Annotated in this window: 22 protein-coding genes; 12 read left to right on the top strand and 10 right to left on the bottom strand. The window is 70.2% G+C overall.

Annotated elements, in window-relative coordinates; translation table 11 throughout:
• Positions 1 to 5 precede the first annotated feature (5 nt).
• Positions 6 to 947: an EamA family transporter gene (locus tag RJQ01_RS04835; protein ID WP_350475595.1), complete on the bottom strand. Its 942-nt coding sequence runs from the start codon at positions 945 to 947 to the stop codon at positions 6 to 8.
• A 38-nt stretch (positions 948 to 985) separates the two neighbouring features.
• Positions 986 to 2,347, bottom strand: coding sequence for a cryptochrome/photolyase family protein (locus RJQ01_RS04830; protein WP_350475594.1), 1,362 nt, complete (start codon positions 2,345 to 2,347; stop codon positions 986 to 988).
• 57 nt (positions 2,348 to 2,404) lie between these two features.
• On the opposite strand from RJQ01_RS04830, the gene RJQ01_RS04825 reads away from it, so the two are divergent.
• Positions 2,405 to 3,376 (top strand): hypothetical protein, encoded by a 972-nt coding sequence (locus tag RJQ01_RS04825; RefSeq protein WP_350475593.1) that lies wholly within the window; start codon positions 2,405 to 2,407, stop codon positions 3,374 to 3,376.
• Between the two features lie 3 nt (positions 3,377 to 3,379).
• Here RJQ01_RS04825 and RJQ01_RS04820 read toward each other — a convergent pair whose 3' ends face one another.
• Positions 3,380 to 3,811 carry a MarR family winged helix-turn-helix transcriptional regulator gene (locus RJQ01_RS04820; RefSeq protein WP_350475592.1) on the bottom strand — a complete coding sequence of 144 codons (432 nt, stop codon included), beginning with the start codon at positions 3,809 to 3,811 and terminating at the stop codon, positions 3,380 to 3,382.
• Positions 3,812 to 4,230: 419 nt separating this feature from the next.
• Here RJQ01_RS04820 and RJQ01_RS04815 point away from each other — a divergent pair, with 419 nt between their 5' ends.
• From RJQ01_RS04815 to RJQ01_RS04795, 5 genes are all read left to right on the top strand, one after another.
• Complete coding sequence (locus RJQ01_RS04815; RefSeq protein ID WP_350475591.1) at positions 4,231 to 5,826, top strand: peptide chain release factor 3; 1,596 nt, start codon at positions 4,231 to 4,233, stop codon at positions 5,824 to 5,826.
• A 17-nt stretch (positions 5,827 to 5,843) separates the two neighbouring features.
• A complete protein-coding gene (locus RJQ01_RS04810; RefSeq protein WP_350475590.1) occupies positions 5,844 to 6,785 on the top strand; it encodes a metal ABC transporter substrate-binding protein in 942 nt (313 codons plus the stop codon).
• Positions 6,782 to 7,513, top strand: a complete 732-nt coding sequence (locus RJQ01_RS04805) for a metal ABC transporter ATP-binding protein (protein ID WP_350475589.1) — start codon at positions 6,782 to 6,784, stop codon at positions 7,511 to 7,513. Before RJQ01_RS04810 ends, RJQ01_RS04805 begins: the two co-directional genes overlap by 4 nt.
• Complete coding sequence (locus RJQ01_RS04800; protein ID WP_350475588.1) at positions 7,510 to 8,400, top strand: metal ABC transporter permease; 891 nt, start codon at positions 7,510 to 7,512, stop codon at positions 8,398 to 8,400. The genes RJQ01_RS04805 and RJQ01_RS04800 overlap by 4 nt, the downstream gene beginning before the upstream one ends.
• A 75-nt stretch (positions 8,401 to 8,475) precedes the next feature.
• Entirely contained in the window at positions 8,476 to 9,663 is a 1,188-nt protein-coding gene (locus RJQ01_RS04795; protein ID WP_350475587.1) for a serine hydrolase domain-containing protein, read from the top strand.
• On the opposite strand, the gene RJQ01_RS04790 is transcribed toward RJQ01_RS04795, so the two are convergent.
• Both RJQ01_RS04790 and upp read right to left on the bottom strand, forming a co-directional pair.
• Positions 9,660 to 10,406, bottom strand: coding sequence for a winged helix-turn-helix domain-containing protein (locus RJQ01_RS04790; protein ID WP_350475656.1), 747 nt, complete (start codon positions 10,404 to 10,406; stop codon positions 9,660 to 9,662). The genes RJQ01_RS04795 and RJQ01_RS04790 overlap by 4 nt on opposite strands.
• Positions 10,407 to 10,865: 459 nt before the next feature.
• Entirely contained in the window at positions 10,866 to 11,501 is a 636-nt protein-coding gene (upp, locus tag RJQ01_RS04785) for a uracil phosphoribosyltransferase (protein WP_350475586.1), read from the bottom strand.
• A gap of 27 nt (positions 11,502 to 11,528) precedes the next feature.
• Between upp and RJQ01_RS04780 the strand changes: the two genes are divergently transcribed.
• Positions 11,529 to 11,999 (top strand): nucleoside deaminase, encoded by a 471-nt coding sequence (locus tag RJQ01_RS04780; RefSeq protein ID WP_350475585.1) that lies wholly within the window; start codon positions 11,529 to 11,531, stop codon positions 11,997 to 11,999.
• Positions 12,000 to 12,009: 10 nt separating this feature from the next.
• On the opposite strand, the gene RJQ01_RS04775 is transcribed toward RJQ01_RS04780, so the two are convergent.
• Entirely contained in the window at positions 12,010 to 12,369 is a 360-nt protein-coding gene (locus RJQ01_RS04775; RefSeq protein ID WP_350475584.1) for a hypothetical protein, read from the bottom strand.
• Positions 12,366 to 12,710, bottom strand: coding sequence for a cation transporter dimerization domain-containing protein (locus tag RJQ01_RS04770; protein ID WP_350475583.1), 345 nt, complete (start codon positions 12,708 to 12,710; stop codon positions 12,366 to 12,368). Before RJQ01_RS04770 ends, RJQ01_RS04775 begins: the two co-directional genes overlap by 4 nt.
• Before the next feature lie 63 nt (positions 12,711 to 12,773).
• Between RJQ01_RS04770 and proC the strand changes: the two genes are divergently transcribed.
• A complete protein-coding gene (gene proC, locus RJQ01_RS04765) occupies positions 12,774 to 13,601 on the top strand; it encodes a pyrroline-5-carboxylate reductase (RefSeq protein WP_350475582.1) in 828 nt (275 codons plus the stop codon).
• 143 nt (positions 13,602 to 13,744) lie between these two features.
• Positions 13,745 to 14,113, top strand: coding sequence for a hypothetical protein (locus tag RJQ01_RS04760; RefSeq protein WP_350475581.1), 369 nt, complete (start codon positions 13,745 to 13,747; stop codon positions 14,111 to 14,113).
• A 24-nt stretch (positions 14,114 to 14,137) separates the two neighbouring features.
• On the opposite strand, the gene RJQ01_RS04755 is transcribed toward RJQ01_RS04760, so the two are convergent.
• Complete coding sequence (locus RJQ01_RS04755) at positions 14,138 to 14,809, bottom strand: potassium channel family protein (RefSeq protein WP_350475580.1); 672 nt, start codon at positions 14,807 to 14,809, stop codon at positions 14,138 to 14,140.
• Positions 14,802 to 16,250, bottom strand: a complete 1,449-nt coding sequence (locus RJQ01_RS04750) for a TrkH family potassium uptake protein (protein WP_350475579.1) — start codon at positions 16,248 to 16,250, stop codon at positions 14,802 to 14,804. Before RJQ01_RS04750 ends, RJQ01_RS04755 begins: the two co-directional genes overlap by 8 nt.
• 68 nt (positions 16,251 to 16,318) lie before the next feature.
• Here RJQ01_RS04750 and RJQ01_RS04745 point away from each other — a divergent pair, with 68 nt between their 5' ends.
• The 3 genes from RJQ01_RS04745 to RJQ01_RS04735 all read left to right on the top strand — a co-directional run bounded on the left by RJQ01_RS04745 (position 16,319) and on the right by RJQ01_RS04735 (position 17,310).
• Positions 16,319 to 16,828: an ArsR/SmtB family transcription factor gene (locus tag RJQ01_RS04745; protein ID WP_350475578.1), complete on the top strand. Its 510-nt coding sequence runs from the start codon at positions 16,319 to 16,321 to the stop codon at positions 16,826 to 16,828.
• 117 nt (positions 16,829 to 16,945) lie between these two features.
• On the top strand, positions 16,946 to 17,140 hold the full coding sequence (locus RJQ01_RS04740; protein WP_179872948.1) for a helix-turn-helix domain-containing protein: 195 nt from the start codon (positions 16,946 to 16,948) through the stop codon (positions 17,138 to 17,140).
• Positions 17,141 to 17,211: 71 nt separating this feature from the next.
• On the top strand, positions 17,212 to 17,310 hold the full coding sequence (locus tag RJQ01_RS04735; RefSeq protein ID WP_003792170.1) for a 30S ribosomal protein bS22: 99 nt from the start codon (positions 17,212 to 17,214) through the stop codon (positions 17,308 to 17,310).
• Between the two features lie 63 nt (positions 17,311 to 17,373).
• Here RJQ01_RS04735 and RJQ01_RS04730 read toward each other — a convergent pair whose 3' ends face one another.
• Complete coding sequence (locus RJQ01_RS04730; RefSeq protein ID WP_350475577.1) at positions 17,374 to 18,162, bottom strand: HAD family hydrolase; 789 nt, start codon at positions 18,160 to 18,162, stop codon at positions 17,374 to 17,376.
• Between the last annotated feature and the right edge of the window lie 4 nt (positions 18,163 to 18,166).

Below are 18,166 nucleotides of genomic sequence, written 5' to 3'. Positions count from 1 at the left end.
GCGAGTCAGGAGGCGGAATCCCTCCCGATGATGTCTCCATCGTGGGCCGCGTCGATGAGAGGGGCAGGAAGCGCGGATGAGGGGATTCTCATGCTGCGTGGCCGGCTCGAGGCGACAGCACCGGCGCACGCGGCCATGACGACGACGATCGCGACGAGCTGCGCGTCGGAGAGATCCTGACCGAGCACGAGGAGGCCGGCCAGCGCCGCCACGGCAGGGCCGAGGCTCGAGAGCACGCCGAACACGCGCGTGGGCATCCTCTTGAGGGCCAGGAACTCGAGCGCGTAGGGAATCGCGGAGGTCATGACGGCGACCCCGGCGAAGGCCAGCAGCAGGAGCGGGTCGAGGGCCACCGCTGCGACGGCCGCGCCCGCGCCCCACGGTGCGACCAAGACCGCCGCGACGATCATGGCCACCCCGAGGCCGTCCACCCCGCGGGCGCGAGGCCCGAGTCGGGCAGAGGCGACGATGTAGAGCGCCCAGAAGGCGGCAGCGCCCGCGGCGAGGAGGGCGCCGGCCAGATCGAGCTGCCCCTGGCTGTCGAGCCCGAGCAGCGCCACGCCCACCGCGGCGAGCAGGACCCAGGTGAGATCACGCCAGCGCCGGGTGCCCGCCACCGCGACGGCGAGCGGCCCGAGCAGCTCGATCGTCACGGCGACGCCGAGAGGAATGCGGTCGATCGCGAGGTAGATGAGCGCGTTCATGCCGGCGAGGCCGACGCCGAGTGCCACGACACCCGTCCACGTGCGGCGGTCCCAGCCGCGCACGCGGGGCCGCACGACGGCGCACAGGATCGCCGCAGCGAGCGTCATGCGCAGCGCTGCGGCGCCGAGCGGCCCGACGGCGGAGAACAGGGAGCCCGCGATCGCGTTGCCGAACTGCACCGAGAGGATCGCGACGACCGCGAGCAGCGCGGGCGGCACGGTGAGCGAGCGGGAGAGGGGCATCCCGTCGAGTATTCCCTACCGCGCCGCGACCGCCACGCTCACGCCTTCGCCGCCTTGACAGCCTCGTACGCCGCGAGCGCTTCGTCTCGCGAGGATTTGAGATCGACGATCGGCTCCGGGTACTCCGCGGTGCCGACCTCGGGCACCCAGCGGCGGATGTACTCCTGGTCGGGGTCGAACCTCTCTGCCTGCAGCAGAGGGTTGAAGACGCGGAAGTACGGTGCGGCGTCGGCACCGGAGCCGGCGACCCACTGCCAGCTCGCCGCGTTGTTGGCGGGGTCAGCGTCGACGAGGGTGTCCCAAAACCACTCCTCGCCGGTGCGCCAGTCGACGAGCAGGTTCTTGGTGAGAAAGGAGGCCACGATCATGCGCACGCGATTGTGCATCCATCCGGTCACCCACAGCTCGCGCATGCCGGCGTCGACGATCGGGATGCCCGTGCGACCCTCGCGCCACGCCGCGAGCTGATCGGGGTCGGGCTCCCCCCACGGGAACGCATCGAACTCGCGGCGGTAGTTCACCGTCGCCAGGTCGGGCCAGTGGAAGAGGATGTTGACGGAGAACTCCCGCCAGCCGATCTCGCTGAGGAACTTGGCCCGGTTGCGCGCGGCCGCCGGGCTGATGCCCTGCTGCACGCGGTGGCGAATCTGGTGGGGGCTGATCTCCCCGAAGTGCAGGTGCGGGCTCAGCCGACTGGTGGCCTCGATGCCGGGCTCATCGCGCCGGTGGTAGAGCGACAGCCCCTCCTCCACGAACTCCTCGAGGCGCTCGTGCGCGCCGCGCTCGCCCGGGCTCCACGTCTCGCGCAGACCCTCGGCCCAGTCGGGCCGGATCGGCAGCAGGGACCAGTCGTCGAGCCGCTCGCTCTCGGCGCGGTGGCCGTCGAGCGACGTCGGCGGTGGGAGCGGCTCTCGGGGTTCCTCGCTCGCGAGCGCGGCCTTCCAGAAAGGCGTGAAGACCTTGTACGGGTCGCCGGCGCCCGTCGTGAGCGTCCACGGCTCGTAGAGCACCGCGGCGGCGAAGCTGCGCACTTCGACGCCGTCGTCGCGCAGCTGCGTCTTGAGCTCCGCGTCGACCTCGCGCGCGGCCGAGTAGCGCCGGTTCCAGAACACGGCGTCGGCGCCGACCTCCTGCACGAGCGCCGGAAGCACATCGCGAGCAGACCCCCGCCGCAGGGTGAGGCGGGCGCCGAGCTCGTCGAGGCTCGACTGCAGGGCGGCGAGACTGTGGTGCAGCCACCAGCGGCTCGCCCCGCCCAGCGGTCGCACGCCGGTCGACTCCTCGTCGAGCAGGTAGAGCACCACGACGGGTGCTTCGCGCTCCGCGGCGGCGAGCAGCGCGGGGTTGTCGGCGACCCGCAGGTCATCTCGAAGCCATACGATGCTGGGGGGTTGCGGCATGCGTTCAGGGTACGCGCGGCACCCTGCGATCACTCTTCGAGCGGGGGCGGCAGGGCAGTGGAGGACGATCAGGGCGAGGCGGGCATCCCCCTCATGCCGCCCCGCGCACCTTCGGGGCCGCTTCCTCCGTACGCGGTCGCCGGCGATCCGCGCCATGAGGCGTTCCGCGACGTCTTTGCCGAGGCCGACCGCCTGGCCGTCCCCGTGCTCATGGGCGGCGGCGTCGTGTACGTGCAGCACGGGCTCATCTCTCCGCGCGCGTCGACGGCGCTGTCGCTCATCGTCGACCCTGTCGGGTTCGGGTCGCTGCTGGGCTCGCTGGGGTCGGCAGGGTGGGTGCCGGCGCGTGCCCCGTCACGCTCGGTGATTCCCGTCGCGGTCGTCTCGCTGTGGCATCTGCCCTCGAACGCCTACCTCGACCTGTATCCGATCATCCCGGGATTCCTGCGCCACCCGGTGAGCGTCTTCGAGAGGTTGTGGAGCGATCGGGTGGCGATGCGCGCGTTCGGCCGCGAGGTATGGGCTCTCGATCGATTGGCGACGATGATGCTTGCGGTGCATAGCCGCCTCGGGCCCCGTTCGGGCGGCCCTCGGCTGGAGGAGTTTCGCGCCTTCTTCTTCCAGCAGTTCTCCGTCGTCATCACGCCGGAGGAAAGGGTCAGGCTACCTCAGCTCACGCGCGCCGTGGGGGGCGAGGGTGTCATGCGTCCCTTCTTCGATCAGCTGCGCATTCCTTGCCCGCCCGTGCGGGCACCGTCGCTCGCCTACGCGCGTGCCCGGTTCGGTGTCGACGAGGTTCCGAGCGCCGCACGGCTGCTCATCGGGCGATGGGATTCCGCGGTGCGTCCTCGCCCGCGTTTCGCTCGCGATGTGCGCCGCGCCCGCCTGAGGGTGCTGTGGACGGCTGCACCGCAGCTGCTCCTGCTGTCGAGCATGCTGCCTGCCGCCGCCCTGCGTCGGCGGCGCGAGCTCTTCCGTGCGCTCGGGGTGGCACCGCGCTCGGCACCGCGCCCCGCTCGGGAGTTCTAGGCGCTACTCCCCGCGTAGCCGGTCGCACAGAGCGGTGAGCTGCCGCAGCTCCTCCGCGTCGAGGGCCCCGCCGACGCGGCGCGCTATGGACTCGGCGTGGATGACGGCGACGCGCTTGAAGAGCTCGAAGCCTTCGGCTGTGAGGGCGACGATCGTGCCGCGCGCGTCGCGCGGGTCAGGGGTCTTCTCGACGAGCCCGCGCGCGGCGAGCCGGTCGAGCAGGCGGCTGACGCTCGGCTGGCTCAGCAGGAGGTGCGGGATGAGGTCGCGGATGCGCAGGCGACGACCCTCGGCGCGGCTCAGGTTGAACAGCACGTCGTACTCGGTGAAGGAGATCTCGTGGGTCGGGAACTCGACCGTGAGCTGCCGCAGCACGGAGACCTGAGCGCGGAACAGCGACTCCCACGCGTCGACGGCCAACGATTTCGACGTCATGGGTCAACTCTATGCAACGCTATGCACCCGTATGCACGCGCCGGGCGTCGACGGTGCGCATGCCACGAGGACGGGGCGGATGCGCCCGTTAACAGAATCGAGGGCCGGTTGCCGAGGCAAGCAACCGGCCCTCTCCCTTGCACCAAGAGTGTCCTGCAATCACATTCCGCGTCAGCTGCCACAGCAAACAACTTCCGCACTCAGAAAGGTATAACAGAACGGTAACGGTGTCTAGTTGCCTTTTCGTTATTTTTCTGAGGATGCCCCGCGCTGGTGCTCGGGCGCGAGACCACCCGGCACCCGCCCGTAGACTGAGGGGTCGAACACGCGCGGAGAAGAGCCGCGGGCGCGAGCCGCGCACAGGTGCCGCCGAGGCGCGCCGCGGCGGTGAGCGCAGTCGAGAGCGAAGTGGGGGAGCCATGACCGAGGTCGTCGAGCAGGCGTCCCGCCGCCGCACGATCGCCGTCATCTCGCACCCGGACGCCGGCAAGTCGACCCTCAGCGAAGCGCTTCTCCTGCACGCGAACCGCATCACGAGCGCGGGCGCCGTGCACGGCAAGGGCGGCCGCGCCGCGACCGTGACCGACTGGATGGAGATGGAGAAGGCTCGCGGCATCTCGATCACCTCGGCGGCCGTGCAGTTCGAGCACGAGGGCGCCGTGATCAACCTCGTCGACACCCCGGGCCACTCCGACTTCTCTGAGGACACCTACCGCGTGCTCTCGGCGGTCGACTCGGCCGTGATGCTCATCGATGCGGCGAAGGGCCTCGAGGCGCAGACGATGAAGCTGTTCGATGTCTGCCGTCGGCGGGGCATCCCGATCATCACCGTCATCAACAAGTGGGATCGCCCGGGCCGCGATGCCCTCGACCTCATGGACGAGCTGCGAGACCGCACGGGCCTCGTGCCGCAGCCGGTCACGTGGCCGGTCGGCCTCTCGGGCGTCTTCCACGGCCTGCTCAACGTCGCCTCCGGCCAGATGGAGCGCTACCACCGCACCCCGGGCGGCGCGACGATCGCGAGCGTCGACACGCTCACCCCGGCCGAGGCGGAGGCCGAGTTCGGAGACGATTGGACGACCGCGCACGACGAGGCGGCGATCGTCGGGGCGGATGCGGCCGAGGCCGACGGAACCGCGGTCACCCCCGTGCTCTTCGGCGCCGCCGTGCTCAACATCGGCGTGCGCCACCTGCTCGACCTCATCGTGAGCGCCGCGCCGCCCGCCGTCGTGCGCGTGGACGACAAGGGGGCCGAGCGGTCCCTCGACGAGCCGTTCTCGGCCTACGTGTTCAAGGTGCAGTCGGGCATGGATCCCGCGCATCGCGACCGTGTGGCGTTCGCGCGCGTGTGCTCGGGCCGCTTCGAGCGCGGCATGATCGTGACGCACGCCCAGTCGGGGCGACCCTTCGCGACGCGGTACGCGCAGCAGGTGTTCGGGCAGGATCGCGCGACGCTCGAGGAGGCCTGGCCCGGCGACATCGTCGGTCTCGTCAACGCCGCTTCGCTGCGCCCCGGCCACACGCTCTACGACGAGCGTGCCGTGACCTTCCCGGCGATCGAGCCCTTCGCACCCGAGCACTTCCGCATCGCGCGCAGCACCGAGGCGAACCGGTACAAGCAGTTCCGCCGCGGCATCGAGCAGCTTGACGAGGAGGGCGTGGTGCAGGTGCTGCGCTCGGAGCGCCGCGGCGACCGCGAGCCGATCCTCGGCGCCGTCGGCCCCATGCAGTTCGAGGTTGTCGCCGACCGTATGGAGCGCGAGTTTCGGGTGCCCATCGCCTGGGATGCCCTGCCCTACTCGATCGCGCGCGTCACCGACCGCGCCAGCGCCCAGGTGCTCGAACGCAAGCGCGAGTGCGAGATCGTCGAGCGCAGCGACGGCAGTCTGCTCGCGCTGTTCTCGAACGAGTGGCGTCTGCTCATCCTGCAGCGCGAGAACCCCGAGCTGCTGCTCGAGGCCCCCACCGGAGCCGGGGCCGATGCGACGCCGGCGTCGTTGCCGCAGACGTCGTGAGGTTGTAACTTTTCGGTATGCCGAAAAATCGGGCGGCGGCGACCGCCCCGCCTCGCCGCGCGATGCGCCTCGCCGCCCTGGGAGTGCTCGCGGCCCTGGTGCTCGTCGGTTGCACGGCCCCTGCCCCTGCGCCAACCCCGGGGGAGGCGGACGATCGCCCCCTCGTCGTGACGACCTTCACCGTCATCGCCGACCTCGTGAGCGAGGTCGGTGGGGATCGTGTGCGTGTCGAGTCGATCACGCGCGTCGGCGCCGAGATTCACGGCTACGAGCCCACCCCGGGAGACCTGCGCCGGGCGCAGGATGCGGCGCTCATCATCGACAACGGCCTCAACCTCGAGGCGTGGTTCGAGCAGTTCCTCGAAAACCTCGACGTGCCGCGCGTCGTCGCGAGCCAGGGCATAGAGCCCATTGCGATCGCCGGTACGACCGCGCCCAACCCGCACGCCTGGATGTCGCCCGTGGCGGCCGAGAGCTACGTCGAGACGATCCGCGCCGCGCTCACCGAGCTCGACCCGCAGGGCGCGCCCGTCTTCGCGAGCAACGCCGCCGCCTACACCGCCGAGCTGCGCGCGCTCTCCGCCGAGCTCACCGCGGCGATCGAGGTCGTGCCCGAGAGCAGCCGCGTGCTCGTCACGTGCGAGGGGGCGTTCTCCTATCTCGCCCGCGACCTCGGGCTCGATGAGCAGTACATCTGGCCGGTGAACGCCGAGCAGCAGTCCACACCGCAGCGCATCGCCGACACGATCCGCGTCGTTCGCGACCGCGACGTGCCCGCCGTCTTCTGCGAGTCGACCGTCTCCTCCGACCCGATGCTCCAGGTGGCCGAGAGCACGGGCGCCCGCTACGCGGGAGAGCTGTACGTCGACTCCCTCTCCGAGCCCGACGGCCCTGTACCGAGCTATCTCGACCTGCTGCGCTACGACCTGGCCCTCATCATCGACGGGCTCACCTCATGACGAGCGTCGTGAGCCTCGACGGCGTCACGGTGCGTCACGGCGAGGTGCTCGCCCTCGAGAACGTGAGCCTCGAGATCGCCGCGGGCAGCGTGGATGCCCTCGTCGGCATGAACGGTGCCGGTAAGTCGACGCTCTTCGCCGCGATCATGGGCAGGGTGCCGCTCGCGAGCGGCAGAGTGCGGGTGTTCGGGGCAGCACCGAGCGTCGCGCGCTCGGCGGGCCGGGTGGCCTTCATGCCCCAGGGCGACAGCGTCGACCGCGCCTTCCCGCTCTCGGTGCGCGAGGTCGTGACGATGGGCCGGTACGGTCGCCTGGGCGCGATGCGGCGGGCACGGGCATCCGATCGCGATGCGGTGCAGGATGCCCTCGCTCGGGTTCAGCTCAGCGACCTCGCCGAGCGCCCCATCGGCGCGCTCTCGGGCGGCCAGCGCACGCGCGCCCTCCTCGCCCGCGCGCTCGCGCAGGATGCCGAGCTGCTGCTGCTCGACGAACCCTTCGCCGGCGTGGATCAGCGCAGCGAGGCCCTCATCGCGGGTCTGCTCACCCAGCTCGCGCGCGACGGCCGCAGCGTCGTCGTCTCGACGCACGACCTCACCACCCTCCCCGACCGGGCCGACCGTGTCATCCTCCTCGCCCGTCGGCTCATCACCGTCGACCGGCCCGAGGTCGCCCTCGCCCCCGAGTGGCTCGCGCGCGCCTTCCAGTTTCCCCGCGAGGAGCGCGCATGACTCTCCTCGACCTGCTTCTGGAACCCTTCGGCTTCGAGTTCATGGTGCGGGCGATGGCAGCCACGACGATCGCCGCCGTCGTCTGCGCCGTGCTGAGCTGCTGGCTCGTGCTCATCGGCTGGTCGCTCATGGGGGATGCCGTCGCGCACTCGGTGCTGCCCGGCGTCGTACTCGCGTATCTGATCGGCGCCCCCTTCGCCCTCGGCGCGCTCGTCTTCGGGCTCCTCGCCGTGCTGCTGATCGGTCTCGTGCGAGACCACAGCCGCGTCAAGGAGGACGCCGCGATCGGCATCGTGTTCACGAGCCTGTTCGCTCTCGGTCTCGTGCTCATCTCGGTCGTGCCCAGTCAGATCGACCTCGGCCACATCGTCTTCGGCAATGTGCTGGGCGTCTCGGTCGGCGACCTGTGGCAGATCGGCGTTCTCGGCGCGGTGGCGCTCACCCTGCTCATCGTGAAGCGGCGCGACCTCACGCTCTACGCCTTCGATGCCGACCACGCGCACTCGATCGGCATCTCGCCGCGCGCTCTCTCCGCACTGCTGCTCGGGCTGCTCGCCCTGACCGCGGTCGTGAGCCTGCAGATCGTCGGCGTCGTGCTCGTCGTGGCGCTGCTCATCATCCCGGGAGCGACGGCGCACCTGCTCACCGACAGCATGGGCCGGATGCTCGTGCTCGCGCCCGTCATGGCCGCGAGCTGCTCGATCATCGGCGTGTACGCCAGCTACTACCTCGACGTCGCCCCGGGCGGAGCGGTCGTGCTCACCAACGCGGCCCTCTTCGCTCTCGTCTACCTGATCGCGCCGAGGCGCGGGGTGCTGTGGCGCGTAGTGGAGCGCAGCAGATCACGCGCACGGTCTCGCTCGGAGGAGCGATCGATCGTCGCGTGATGGTGCTCGGCCGGTGCGATACGGCCCCTCGGCGCGCGGCGTGGAGGAGGGCGCGCGAGGTGCTAGATTCCCGCAGTGAACGTTGCGTCTCCCCGCCGTCGGCGGGCCGTCCTCCTCGCACGGACCCTCCTCGCGATCGGCCTCATCCTCCTGGTCGGCTACGGCACGGCACTGCTGTCGATCGGCCACTCCCAGCTCGCCCGCGCAGTGGTCTGGCTCGAGTCGGATGTCGACGACTGGCAGCGTTTCCCCGCCCGCACGATGGCTGCGTCCGGGCAACCGTTCGCATTCGAGCGCGCGGAGTCAGACGCGACGGAGCGCGCGTTCGCAGCGGCGGCCGAGAGCCTGGCCCTGCCCACGGATGATCTCGAGCAGTTCCTCGACGACACGCGCACAACGGCCTTTATCGTCATCCGCGACGATGCGATCATCGCGGAGTGGTACGGCAACGGTGCTGACGCGCAGGCCACGCAGACGTCGTTCTCCATGGCCAAGTCGTACGTCGCCACGCTCGTCGGCATCGCCATCGACGAAGGAGCGATCTCCTCGGCGGACGACCCGATCACCCAGTACGTCCCCGAGCTGCTGCAGTCGGATCCGCGCTTCGCACGCATCACTCTCGACCACCTCCTGACGATGTCGTCCGGTATCTCGTACGTCGAGCAGGGTCTGCCGTGGAGCGATGACGCGACGACGTACTACGCGCCCGATCTGCGGGCAGCGGCCCTCGCCGCCCGCATCGCCGGCGAGCCGGGCGAGGAGTGGCTCTACAACAACTACAACCCGCTGCTGCTCGGGCTGGTGCTCGAGCGGGCGACCGGCGAGAGCGTTGCGGCGTTCGCCGAGCGCACGCTCTGGCGCCGCATCGGCACCGAAGGGGAGGGCAGTTGGAGCCTCGACAGCGAAAGGTCGGGTTTCGAGAAGATGGAGAGCGGCGTCAATGCGCGCGCGATCGACTTCGCGAAGCTCGGCAGGCTCGCCCTCAGGGAGGGGGAGTGGGAGGGTGAGCGCATCGTGGACGCTCAGTGGATGCGCGATGCCACCTCGGCCCGCGGGCCCAGCCACGAGTACGGCCGGTTCTGGTGGGTGGCAGACGAGGGCGGCACTGGACGCGCCGACTTCTTCGCGCGCGGCAACTTCGGGCAGTTCATCTACGTCGCCCCGGAGACCGACACCATCATCGTGCGGCTCGGCCGGGAGCCAGGATACGACCACTGGCCCGCCCTGCTCGACCGGCTGGCGGCCGGCACGACGTTGCCCTAGAAGAAGTCTGGGCTCGGCGTCGAGGCGTAGCGGATCACGACGTCGGCGTGCCGGTCGAAGCGGTATCCCGCTCCGCGCACGGTGCGCACGATGTCCTCGTAGCCGCCGAGCTTCGACCGCAGCCGGCGCACATGCACATCGATCGTGCGCTCGTTCGGAACATCCTCGCCCTCCACGGCGTCGGCCCAGAGCGACGCGATCAACTCCGCGCGCTCGATGGTCCTCCCCTCCCGTAGCACGAGGTACTGCAGCAGCTCGAACTCCTTGTAGGTAAGGGCGGCGGTGTCGCCATCGAGCAGGACCCGCTTGCGCGAGATGTCGATCACGACTCCCTCGACGGGTTTCGGCGCCGGTGCGGTCCCGCGCCGATACCGGGCGAGCGCCGCGGGATCCTGCAGCGCGAGGCGCACGACATCGACGTCTCGACCGCCCGCGCCCGCCGGGGCGAGGGCGACGGCCGCGTGCGTCTGCGACTGCGGGGCGAGCTCGGCGGTGACGCGCTTGAGCTCGGTGACGAGGCGACCGAGGTCGATGCCCGCGGCGGCGGCCTTCGCCTCATCGAGGCCGACGTAGAGCACGAAGCCGCGCGCCTCCGTGCCGTCCGGCACGGCGCGCACTCGGGGCGTTGGAGCAGAAGGGGCAGCTGCCCGAGGCGCGCCGGGGCGGGAGGCTGCGCTCGCCGGGTCGGGAGCGCGCGCGGGGTCGGGGGCGGTCGTGGTGCGGTCGAGGGCGGCGAGAGACATGGGAGTGACGCTTTCGGCTGAGTCGAACGGCTCCGCACCGTCGGCACGCGAGTCGTTCGAGGATGTGCTGCGAGGGGTGCGCGCATCCCGCGCCGCATCGTCGGCAGAGGGAGCGCGGAGCCCGGCGTCGTCGCGGTCGTCCATGGCTTATCGCATGGGTCGTACGGTCAGCACGGGCTCGGCGTGGCCTGGAGAGAAGACCAGGTCGTCGATCACGCGCACATTCGACAGCACTCGTCAGCGCGCGCCGGCATCATCATGCCGGCGATCCCGAGGGCCGAAGCGGCAGCAGGAGGATTCGCGGTGACGGTCATGCCTTGCAGTATCCCCGGCGCTCTCGGGGTCGTCAAGTTTCCCCACCCCGCACCCCCTCCCGCCAGATCTGACGCGAAGGGGCGTTGTGCTCAGCGCCGAGCGCCCCTTCGTGTCAGATCTGGCACAAGGAGGGTGGGGCGCGGGCTAGGCGACCGTGCCGTAGAGGCGGTCGCCCGCGTCGCCGAGGCCGGGCACGATGTAGCCGTGCTCGTTGAGCCGCTCGTCGAGAGCGCCGAGCACGATCGTGACATCGCGGCCCTCCGTGGCCTTCTCGATCATCGAGAGCCCCTCGGGCGCGCCAAGCAGGCACACGGCTGTCACGTCGACCGCGCCGCGGTCGAAGAGGTACTCGATCGCGGACAGCAGCGAGCCGCCCGTCGCGAGCATGGGGTCGAGCACGAAGCACTGGCGGTTCGCGAGATCGTCCGGCAGGCGCTCGGCGTACACGCTCGGCTCGAGCGTCTGCTCGTTGCGCACCATGCCGAGAAAGCCGACTTCCGCTGTCGGCACCAGGGTGGTCATGCCGTCGAGCATGCCGAGGCCCGCACGCAGGATCGGCACGATCAAGGGCCGCGGCTCACTGATCGCGAGCCCCGTCGTCGTCGTCACCGGCGTCGTGATCTGCACCTCGTGCGTGCGCACACCGCGCGTGGCCTCGTAGGCGAGGAGCGTGACCAGCTCGGCCGTGAGCGCGCGGAAGGTGGGCGACGGAGTGGAGGCGTCTCGCAGAACCGTGAGCTTGTGGGTGATGAGGGGGTGGTCGGCTACGTGCACTCGCATACAGTCAATCTATACGGAAGGGGCACCATGACCGTCGTGAGCGCGGGCGACCGCGACGCCATGCGGGAGGCGCTCGCCGAGGCCCGGGCGGCGCTCGAGACCGGCGACGTGCCGGTCGGCGCCGTCGTGCTCGACGAGGGCGGGCGCATCATCGGGCGCGGCCGCAACGCCCGGGAGCGCGAGAGCGACCCGACCGCCCACGCGGAGGTCGTCGCGCTGCGCGAGGCGGGCCGGGCATCCGGCGACTGGCAGTTGTCGGGATGCACCCTCGTGGTGACCCTCGAGCCCTGCGTCCTCTGCACGGGCGCGATCCTCGCGGCCCGCATCGACCGTGTCGTCTTTGGCGCGTGGGAGGAGAAGGCGGGAGCCGCCGGGAGCGTGCTCGACCTGCTGCGCGAGCGCCGCCTGCCCTACCGCGTGCGCGAGGTCATCGCCGGGGTCGATGCGGAGGAGTCGGCGCGGATACTGCGCGACTTCTTCGCCGAACGCCGCCCGTAGAGGCCGCTCGCTACGCGAAGACGGCGACGACGGTGTTGACGAGCGCGAGCCCGCCTGCCGCGTGGAAGAACGGCTTCACCCCACGCGTGTTGCCGCTCTTGCGCGCGCGCAGCCAGCCGAGCAGCGCCGCGACGAAGACGAGGAGCGCCAGCCCGAGCTTGACGAAGATCTTCGTGTAGTCCTCGATCTGCGAGGCGGCGATGCCGGTGAGCGCGATGCCGGTGACGAGCTGGGTGATCGCGCCCCCGAGCACGGCGCCGATCGCGAAGTCGCTGTTACGGCGCATCTGCACGAGGAACGGGCCGACGATCGCGGCGAGACCGATGAAGTGGCCGACAACCAAGAACGAGTACAGGATTTCCATGGTCACTCTGCTCCTCTGATGACGAAGACGTCGGTGGGGGGATTGGCGTCGGCGCGGGGCGCGGCGACCTCCGGTTCAAGAACGATATCGCGGGCGGCGGGAACTGCGCGGCGAATGCCCGCACGCACGGCCCCGAGCACGGCGACGACGTCGGCGACCGGCGTCGACCGGCCGAACCCGAGTCGCGCGGTGATGACGAGCTGCTGGTCCTCGAGCCGCAGTGCGCGCACGTCGTCGACGGACTGCACTCCCGGTGTCCGCACGATCACCTCACGAATCGCCACGGCCTCGGAGCTCGCGAGAGCACCGGACTGGTCGGGGTTGTCGTCGGTCACGCTGGTCGCCACCTCTCGCCTGATCCGCGCCGCTGCGCGGTACCTGTCTGGCGACCTCCAACCTACACTCGTGGCATGACTGAGCAGCTGCCTTCCCTCGCGATTCTCGGCACCGGCTCGATGGGCGGTGCGATCCTGCACGGCCTGCGTCAGCCGGGGGTGAGCGTGCCGTCGCTGCGCGCCACGACGCGTACCGATGCCTCGGCCGCCGCGCTGCGCGAGCTCGGCGTGGAGGCCCGGGCGACGGAGCACGAGCAGAACGCGAACCGGTGGGCGGTCGAGGATGCCCGGCTCGTGCTCCTCGGCGTCAAGCCGGCGCAGATCCTTCCGCTGCTCGAGGAGCTCGCTCCGGCCCTGCACCCTGAGGCTCTCATCGTGAGCGTCGCCGCAGGCGTGACCACGGCCGCCATGGAGCAGCAGGTCGCGCAGGCCGTCGTGCGCGCCATGCCCAACACTCCCGCTCTCGTGGGCCGCGGTGTGACCGGCGTGAGCGGGGGCGCGCGCGCGTCCGCGGGCGATCTGGCCCTCGCGGCGTCGCTGTTCCGCACGGTCGGGACGGTGATCGAGCTGCCGGAGTCGCACATCGATGCCCTCTCCACCGTGTCGGGATCAGGACCGGCCTACGTCTTCCTGCTCATCGAGGAGTTCACGCATGCGGCCGAGGAGCTCGGATTCGAGGAGGAGGTGGCGGCCCTCATGGTGCAGCAGACCTTCCTCGGGGCGAGCCTGCTGCTGGAGGCGGGCGACGAGGAGCCCGCGGAGCTGCGGCGCCGCGTCACCAGCCCGAAGGGCACGACCGAGCGCGCCGTGGCAGAGCTGCAGCAGGCCGGGCTCGCCGAGGTCTTCGGGCGCGCTACGCGTGCCGCGCTCGCGCGGGCGCAGGAGCTCGCCGCGGGCGGTTAGGTCGAGCGGCACTGCTCTGTGACAGGGCTGGGCGACTCCTGACCTCCCTCTTGTGCGACGCATAGGCCCCGCATAGTCGCGGGCGCGACCGTGCTGGAGGGGCTCGCGGACCGCGCGGCCCGATCGACACGAAGGAGGCCGTCATGACGACGGAGAGCAACGATCGTTCTGACCAGCAGGGCACCTCGGAGCCGGCCCCGGCCGCGACGCAGCCCGCACCATCGACGACGAGCACGGGCCGAGCGCGGACGGTGCTCGTGGCGACTGCCGCGGCGGTCGGCTCGGTGCTCGTGCTCGGACTCACCTTCGGCGGGGGAGTGCTTCTCGGCACTCATCTGCCCGACCGCGGACCGGGTGGCGCCACCATCGCTGACGGCCCGCTCGACCGGCTGCAGGAGCGTCTCGAGGAGCGCCGCGAGCAGCGCGAGGAGCGCCGCGAGGAGCGGCGCGACGCCCAGGTAGACCAGCGCGAGGCACCTGCGCCGCCGCAGCAGGCGCCTGCCGACCAGTAGCGGTCGCTCGCGCCTCGCTCGGCGCTAGTGGTCGAGCGAGGCGAAGCGGTCGATGTCGCTCTCCGTGCCCGACACGATGATGAGGTCGTGGTTGGATACGACGGTCTGCTCGGTCGCATAGGTGAAGGGCTTGCCCGGGCTCTTGACGCCCACGACCGTGATCTTGTACTTCGTGCGCACCTGCGAGTCGGTCAGAGACAGACCGCGGATGGGCTTGGGCGGGTACATCTTCACGAGCACGAAGTCGTCGTCGAACTCGATGAAGTCGATCATGCGGCCCGAGACAAGATGGGCGACGCGCTCACCGGCTTCCGCCTCCGGGTAGATCACGTGGTTGGCGCCGATGCGGGCGAGGATCTTGCCGTGCGACTGGCTGATCGCCTTCGCCCAGATCTGCGGCACCTTGAGGTCGACGAGGTTCGCGGTGATGAGCACGCTCGACTCGATCGAGGAGCCTGTCGCGACGACGGCGATGGAGAACTCTTCAGCGCCGATCTGGCGCAGAGCATCCAACGACCGCGCGTCGGCCTGCACCGTGTGCGTGACGCGCTCCGACCACTTCTGCACGAGGTTCGGGTCTTCGTCCACCGCGAGCACCTCGCGGCCGAGCCGCTGCAGCTGCCCGGCCGTGGCCGCACCGAAGCGGCCGAGCCCGATGACGAGGACCGGGGCGTCGTGCCGGATTCTCTCAACCAACGATCGGCCTCTCTTCCGCCCGCCGGAACAGCTGCCGGCGTTGAGCCGCCGCGAGGGACGCGGCGAGGGTCACTGTACCAACGCGCCCCGCCCACATGGTGGCCGCGAGCACGAACTTCGCCGAGTCCGGCAGCTCGTTCGTCGTCAGCCCGGCGGAGAGCCCGCACGTCGCGAAGGCCGAGATCACGTCGAAGAGCACGATGTCGAGGGGCGCTTTCGTGATGTGCAGGATGATGATCGACGAGGTCGAGACGATCGTCGCCCCCCAGAGCACGATGCTTACCGCCAGTCGCAGCACGTCGGTCGGGATGCGGCGCTCGAAGACCTCCATGTCGCGGTCACCGCGGGCCTCCGCGAACGCGGCGAGGAACAGCACCGCGAGGGTCGTCACCTTGATGCCGCCGGCCGTGGAGGCACTGCCTCCGCCCACGAACATCAGCATGTCGAGCGCGAGAAGGGTCGAGCCGTTCATCGCACCGATGTCGATCGTGCTGAAGCCGCCCGAGCGGGTCATGACGGAGACGAAGAAGGCGGTCAGAGGGCGGTTGGCGTAGTCCTGGTCGCCGATCGTCGCGCTGTTGTTCCACTCGAGCAGCAGGATCACGACCATGCCGACGACGATGAGAGCGAGCGTCGTGACGAGGGTGAGCTTCGCGTGCACGCCCAGCCGCGTGCGGAACCGGGCGAAGCGCGTGAGGGCGAAGATGACGGGGAAGCCCAGTGAGCCCAGAAAAACACCGACGGCGATCGTGATGAGCATCCACGGGTCGGCCGAGAACTGCTCCATGCCGTCGACGAGCGGCACGAAGCCCGTGTTGGTGAAGGCTGAGGCCGCCAGGTAGAAGCCTTGCCAGATCGACGTCCACACGTCGAAGCCGGCGAGCAGCAGACGGGGCAGGATGATCGCGAAGAGCACGAGCTCGATCAGGAGCGCGCTCACGGCAACGGTCGTTAGGAGGTTGCCTATCTCTCCGAGGCGCACGGCCTGCGACTCTGACACCGGTCCGCCGCGCGTGCGGGCCGCGTTCGTGTCGCTCGCCGCGAGGAGCTTGGCGCGCAGCCCGAGGCGCCGTGAGACAACGAGGCCGAGGATGCTCGCGAGCGTGAGCACCCCGATACCGCCGATCTGCAGCGCCAAGACGATCACGACGTTGCCGAAGGTCGACCAGTGCGTGGCCATGTCCACGGTGACGAGGCCGGTCACGCAGATCGCCGACACGGCCGTGAACAGCGCGTCGGCGAACGGTGTGGGCTCTCCGCTCGCGCTCGCGATGGGCAGCATGAGGAGCGTGGTGACGAGACCGATGAGCACCGTGAAGACGATGATCGCGAAGCGCGCCGGTGAGGAGGAGAGGATGTCGTTCGTGCGGTCCCGCAGTCGCTGAAGGGGCGTGCGTTCGATTCGCGGCGCGTTGCCGCGCATGCGCGCCCTGCTGGCCATGGATGCTCCCCTCGGCCCGCGGGCCGCCTGTCATGGTACTCCGGGGCAAGCCTGAGTAGGTTGGTCACATGGCCGACATCTTCGACGTAATCGCGGACTCGACGCGACGCGAACTCCTGCAGCACTTGCTCGACGCCGCTCTCGCCGGCGATGCCTCCCCGGGCGAGTTGAGCGTGGGGGAGCTCGTCGAGCGCATGGACGCGACCCAGCCCACCGTCTCCAAGCACCTCAAGGTGCTGCGCGAGCACGGCCTCGTGACCGTGCGCGAGGAAGGGCAGCACCGCTACTACCGTGTCGACGCGAGCCCGCTCGAGGAGGTCGAGGATTACCTCGTGCCGTTCCTCAGCGCCGGCGCCGACGGCCTCGAACCGGTCACCAGCCCCGTCTTCACCGCGTGGGCCGGGGCGGATGTCGAGCGCGCCGGCAGCACGGTCGGCCGGGTCGCCGCGGGCGCCTCCCATCAGGCCAGAACGGTCGTGCACGAGGCGCAGGAGCGCTTGCACGGCGTGCAGGAGAAGCTGCACGAGGTTCAGGAGTCGGTGACGCAGAAGCTGCCCTGGAAGCGCGGCGAGAGCTGAGCATCCCCCTCGTGAGCCCCCGATCGGGTCTCTTTACTTCAGTCACACCTGCCCCTACTCTGAACGTCGGACACATTCGTCACTCCACGAGTGTGCGCACGACCCGAGGATGACGACATGGACCGCGACCTGAGCGATGTGCGCTTCCTGACGGTGGCCGAGGTCGCCGACATGATGCGCGTCTCCTCGATGACCGTGTACCGCATGGTGCATGCGGGCGACCTGCCGGCGATCCGCTTTGGGCGGTCTTTCCGCATTCCGGAGTCGGCTGTCGTCTCGGCCATCGACACGCCCATCAGCGACGTCGGCTAGACTCCTGCGGTACATGACACGGTCCTGAACGGGCCGTTGCTCCCGTTCAGTCGACGATCAGAGGATTTTCTATGGGTTCCGTCATCAAGAAGCGTCGCAAGCGCATGGCCAAGAAGAAGCACCGCAAGCTGCTGCGCAAGACGCGCCACCAGCGTCGCAACAAGAAGTAGGGGCCTCCGAGCCTCAGTCTGGCGTCCGACCCTCAGGGTCGGGCGCCTTTCGCGTTCCCTGGCTCAGCGTTCCCGGCGCGCCGACCTTGCGACGGCTCGTGCCTCACGGCGCACGCGCCGGCGTGCGGCGCGGATGCTCGCTACGCCAGCGGTGAGGATCGGCCACGAGCGCGCGGTCGCGTACCGGGCGAGAGCCGCGTCGGGGTTGACGACGACGCGGTTGCCGACGAGCTCGAGCAGAGGAATGTCGTTGCGCGAGTCCGAGTACGCCCAGCAGTCCGCGAGCTCGGCGCCGCGCTCGGCGGCGAGCTGGGCCGCGGCGGTTGCCTTGTGCGGCCCGTGCATGACGTGGCCGAGAAGCTCGCCGGTGAACACCCCATCGACGCTGACGATACGGGAGCCGATCGCGCCGGTGAGCCCGAGCCGCTCGGCGATGACGCGCGCACAGGCCTCCGGGGTGGCGGTGATGAGCCACACCTCGTGACCTTTGTCGCGATGATCCTGCGCGAGGCCCACCGTCTCGGGCAGCAGAAGTCGCTCGATGTGCTTCTCGTACGTCTCGATCGCGAGCTCCTCGAGCTCGGCTTCGGTGTGGCCGGCGACGAGCTCCAGAGCGCGGTCGCGCACCGCCACCTGGTGGCGGTGGTTCTCGCCGACCGCGATGAAGCGCATCTGCTTCCAGCCGAACCGCACGATGTCGCCGAAGGTCACGTAGCCGCGCTTCCACGCGGCGCGCCCGAGGTGGTAGACGCTCGCACCGCGCATGATGGTGTTGTCGACGTCGAAGAACGCCACGATCGGTGTCGGGCTGGGGGCGGCCGCGGGCCCGGTGTCGGCGTCGGTGTCAGACATCGTC

The sequence above is a fragment of the Microcella sp. genome, from assembly GCF_040286215.1.
Taxonomy (GTDB): Bacteria; Actinomycetota; Actinomycetes; order Actinomycetales; family Microbacteriaceae; genus Microcella.
This window is presented reverse-complemented; position numbering and strand designations above follow the sequence as displayed.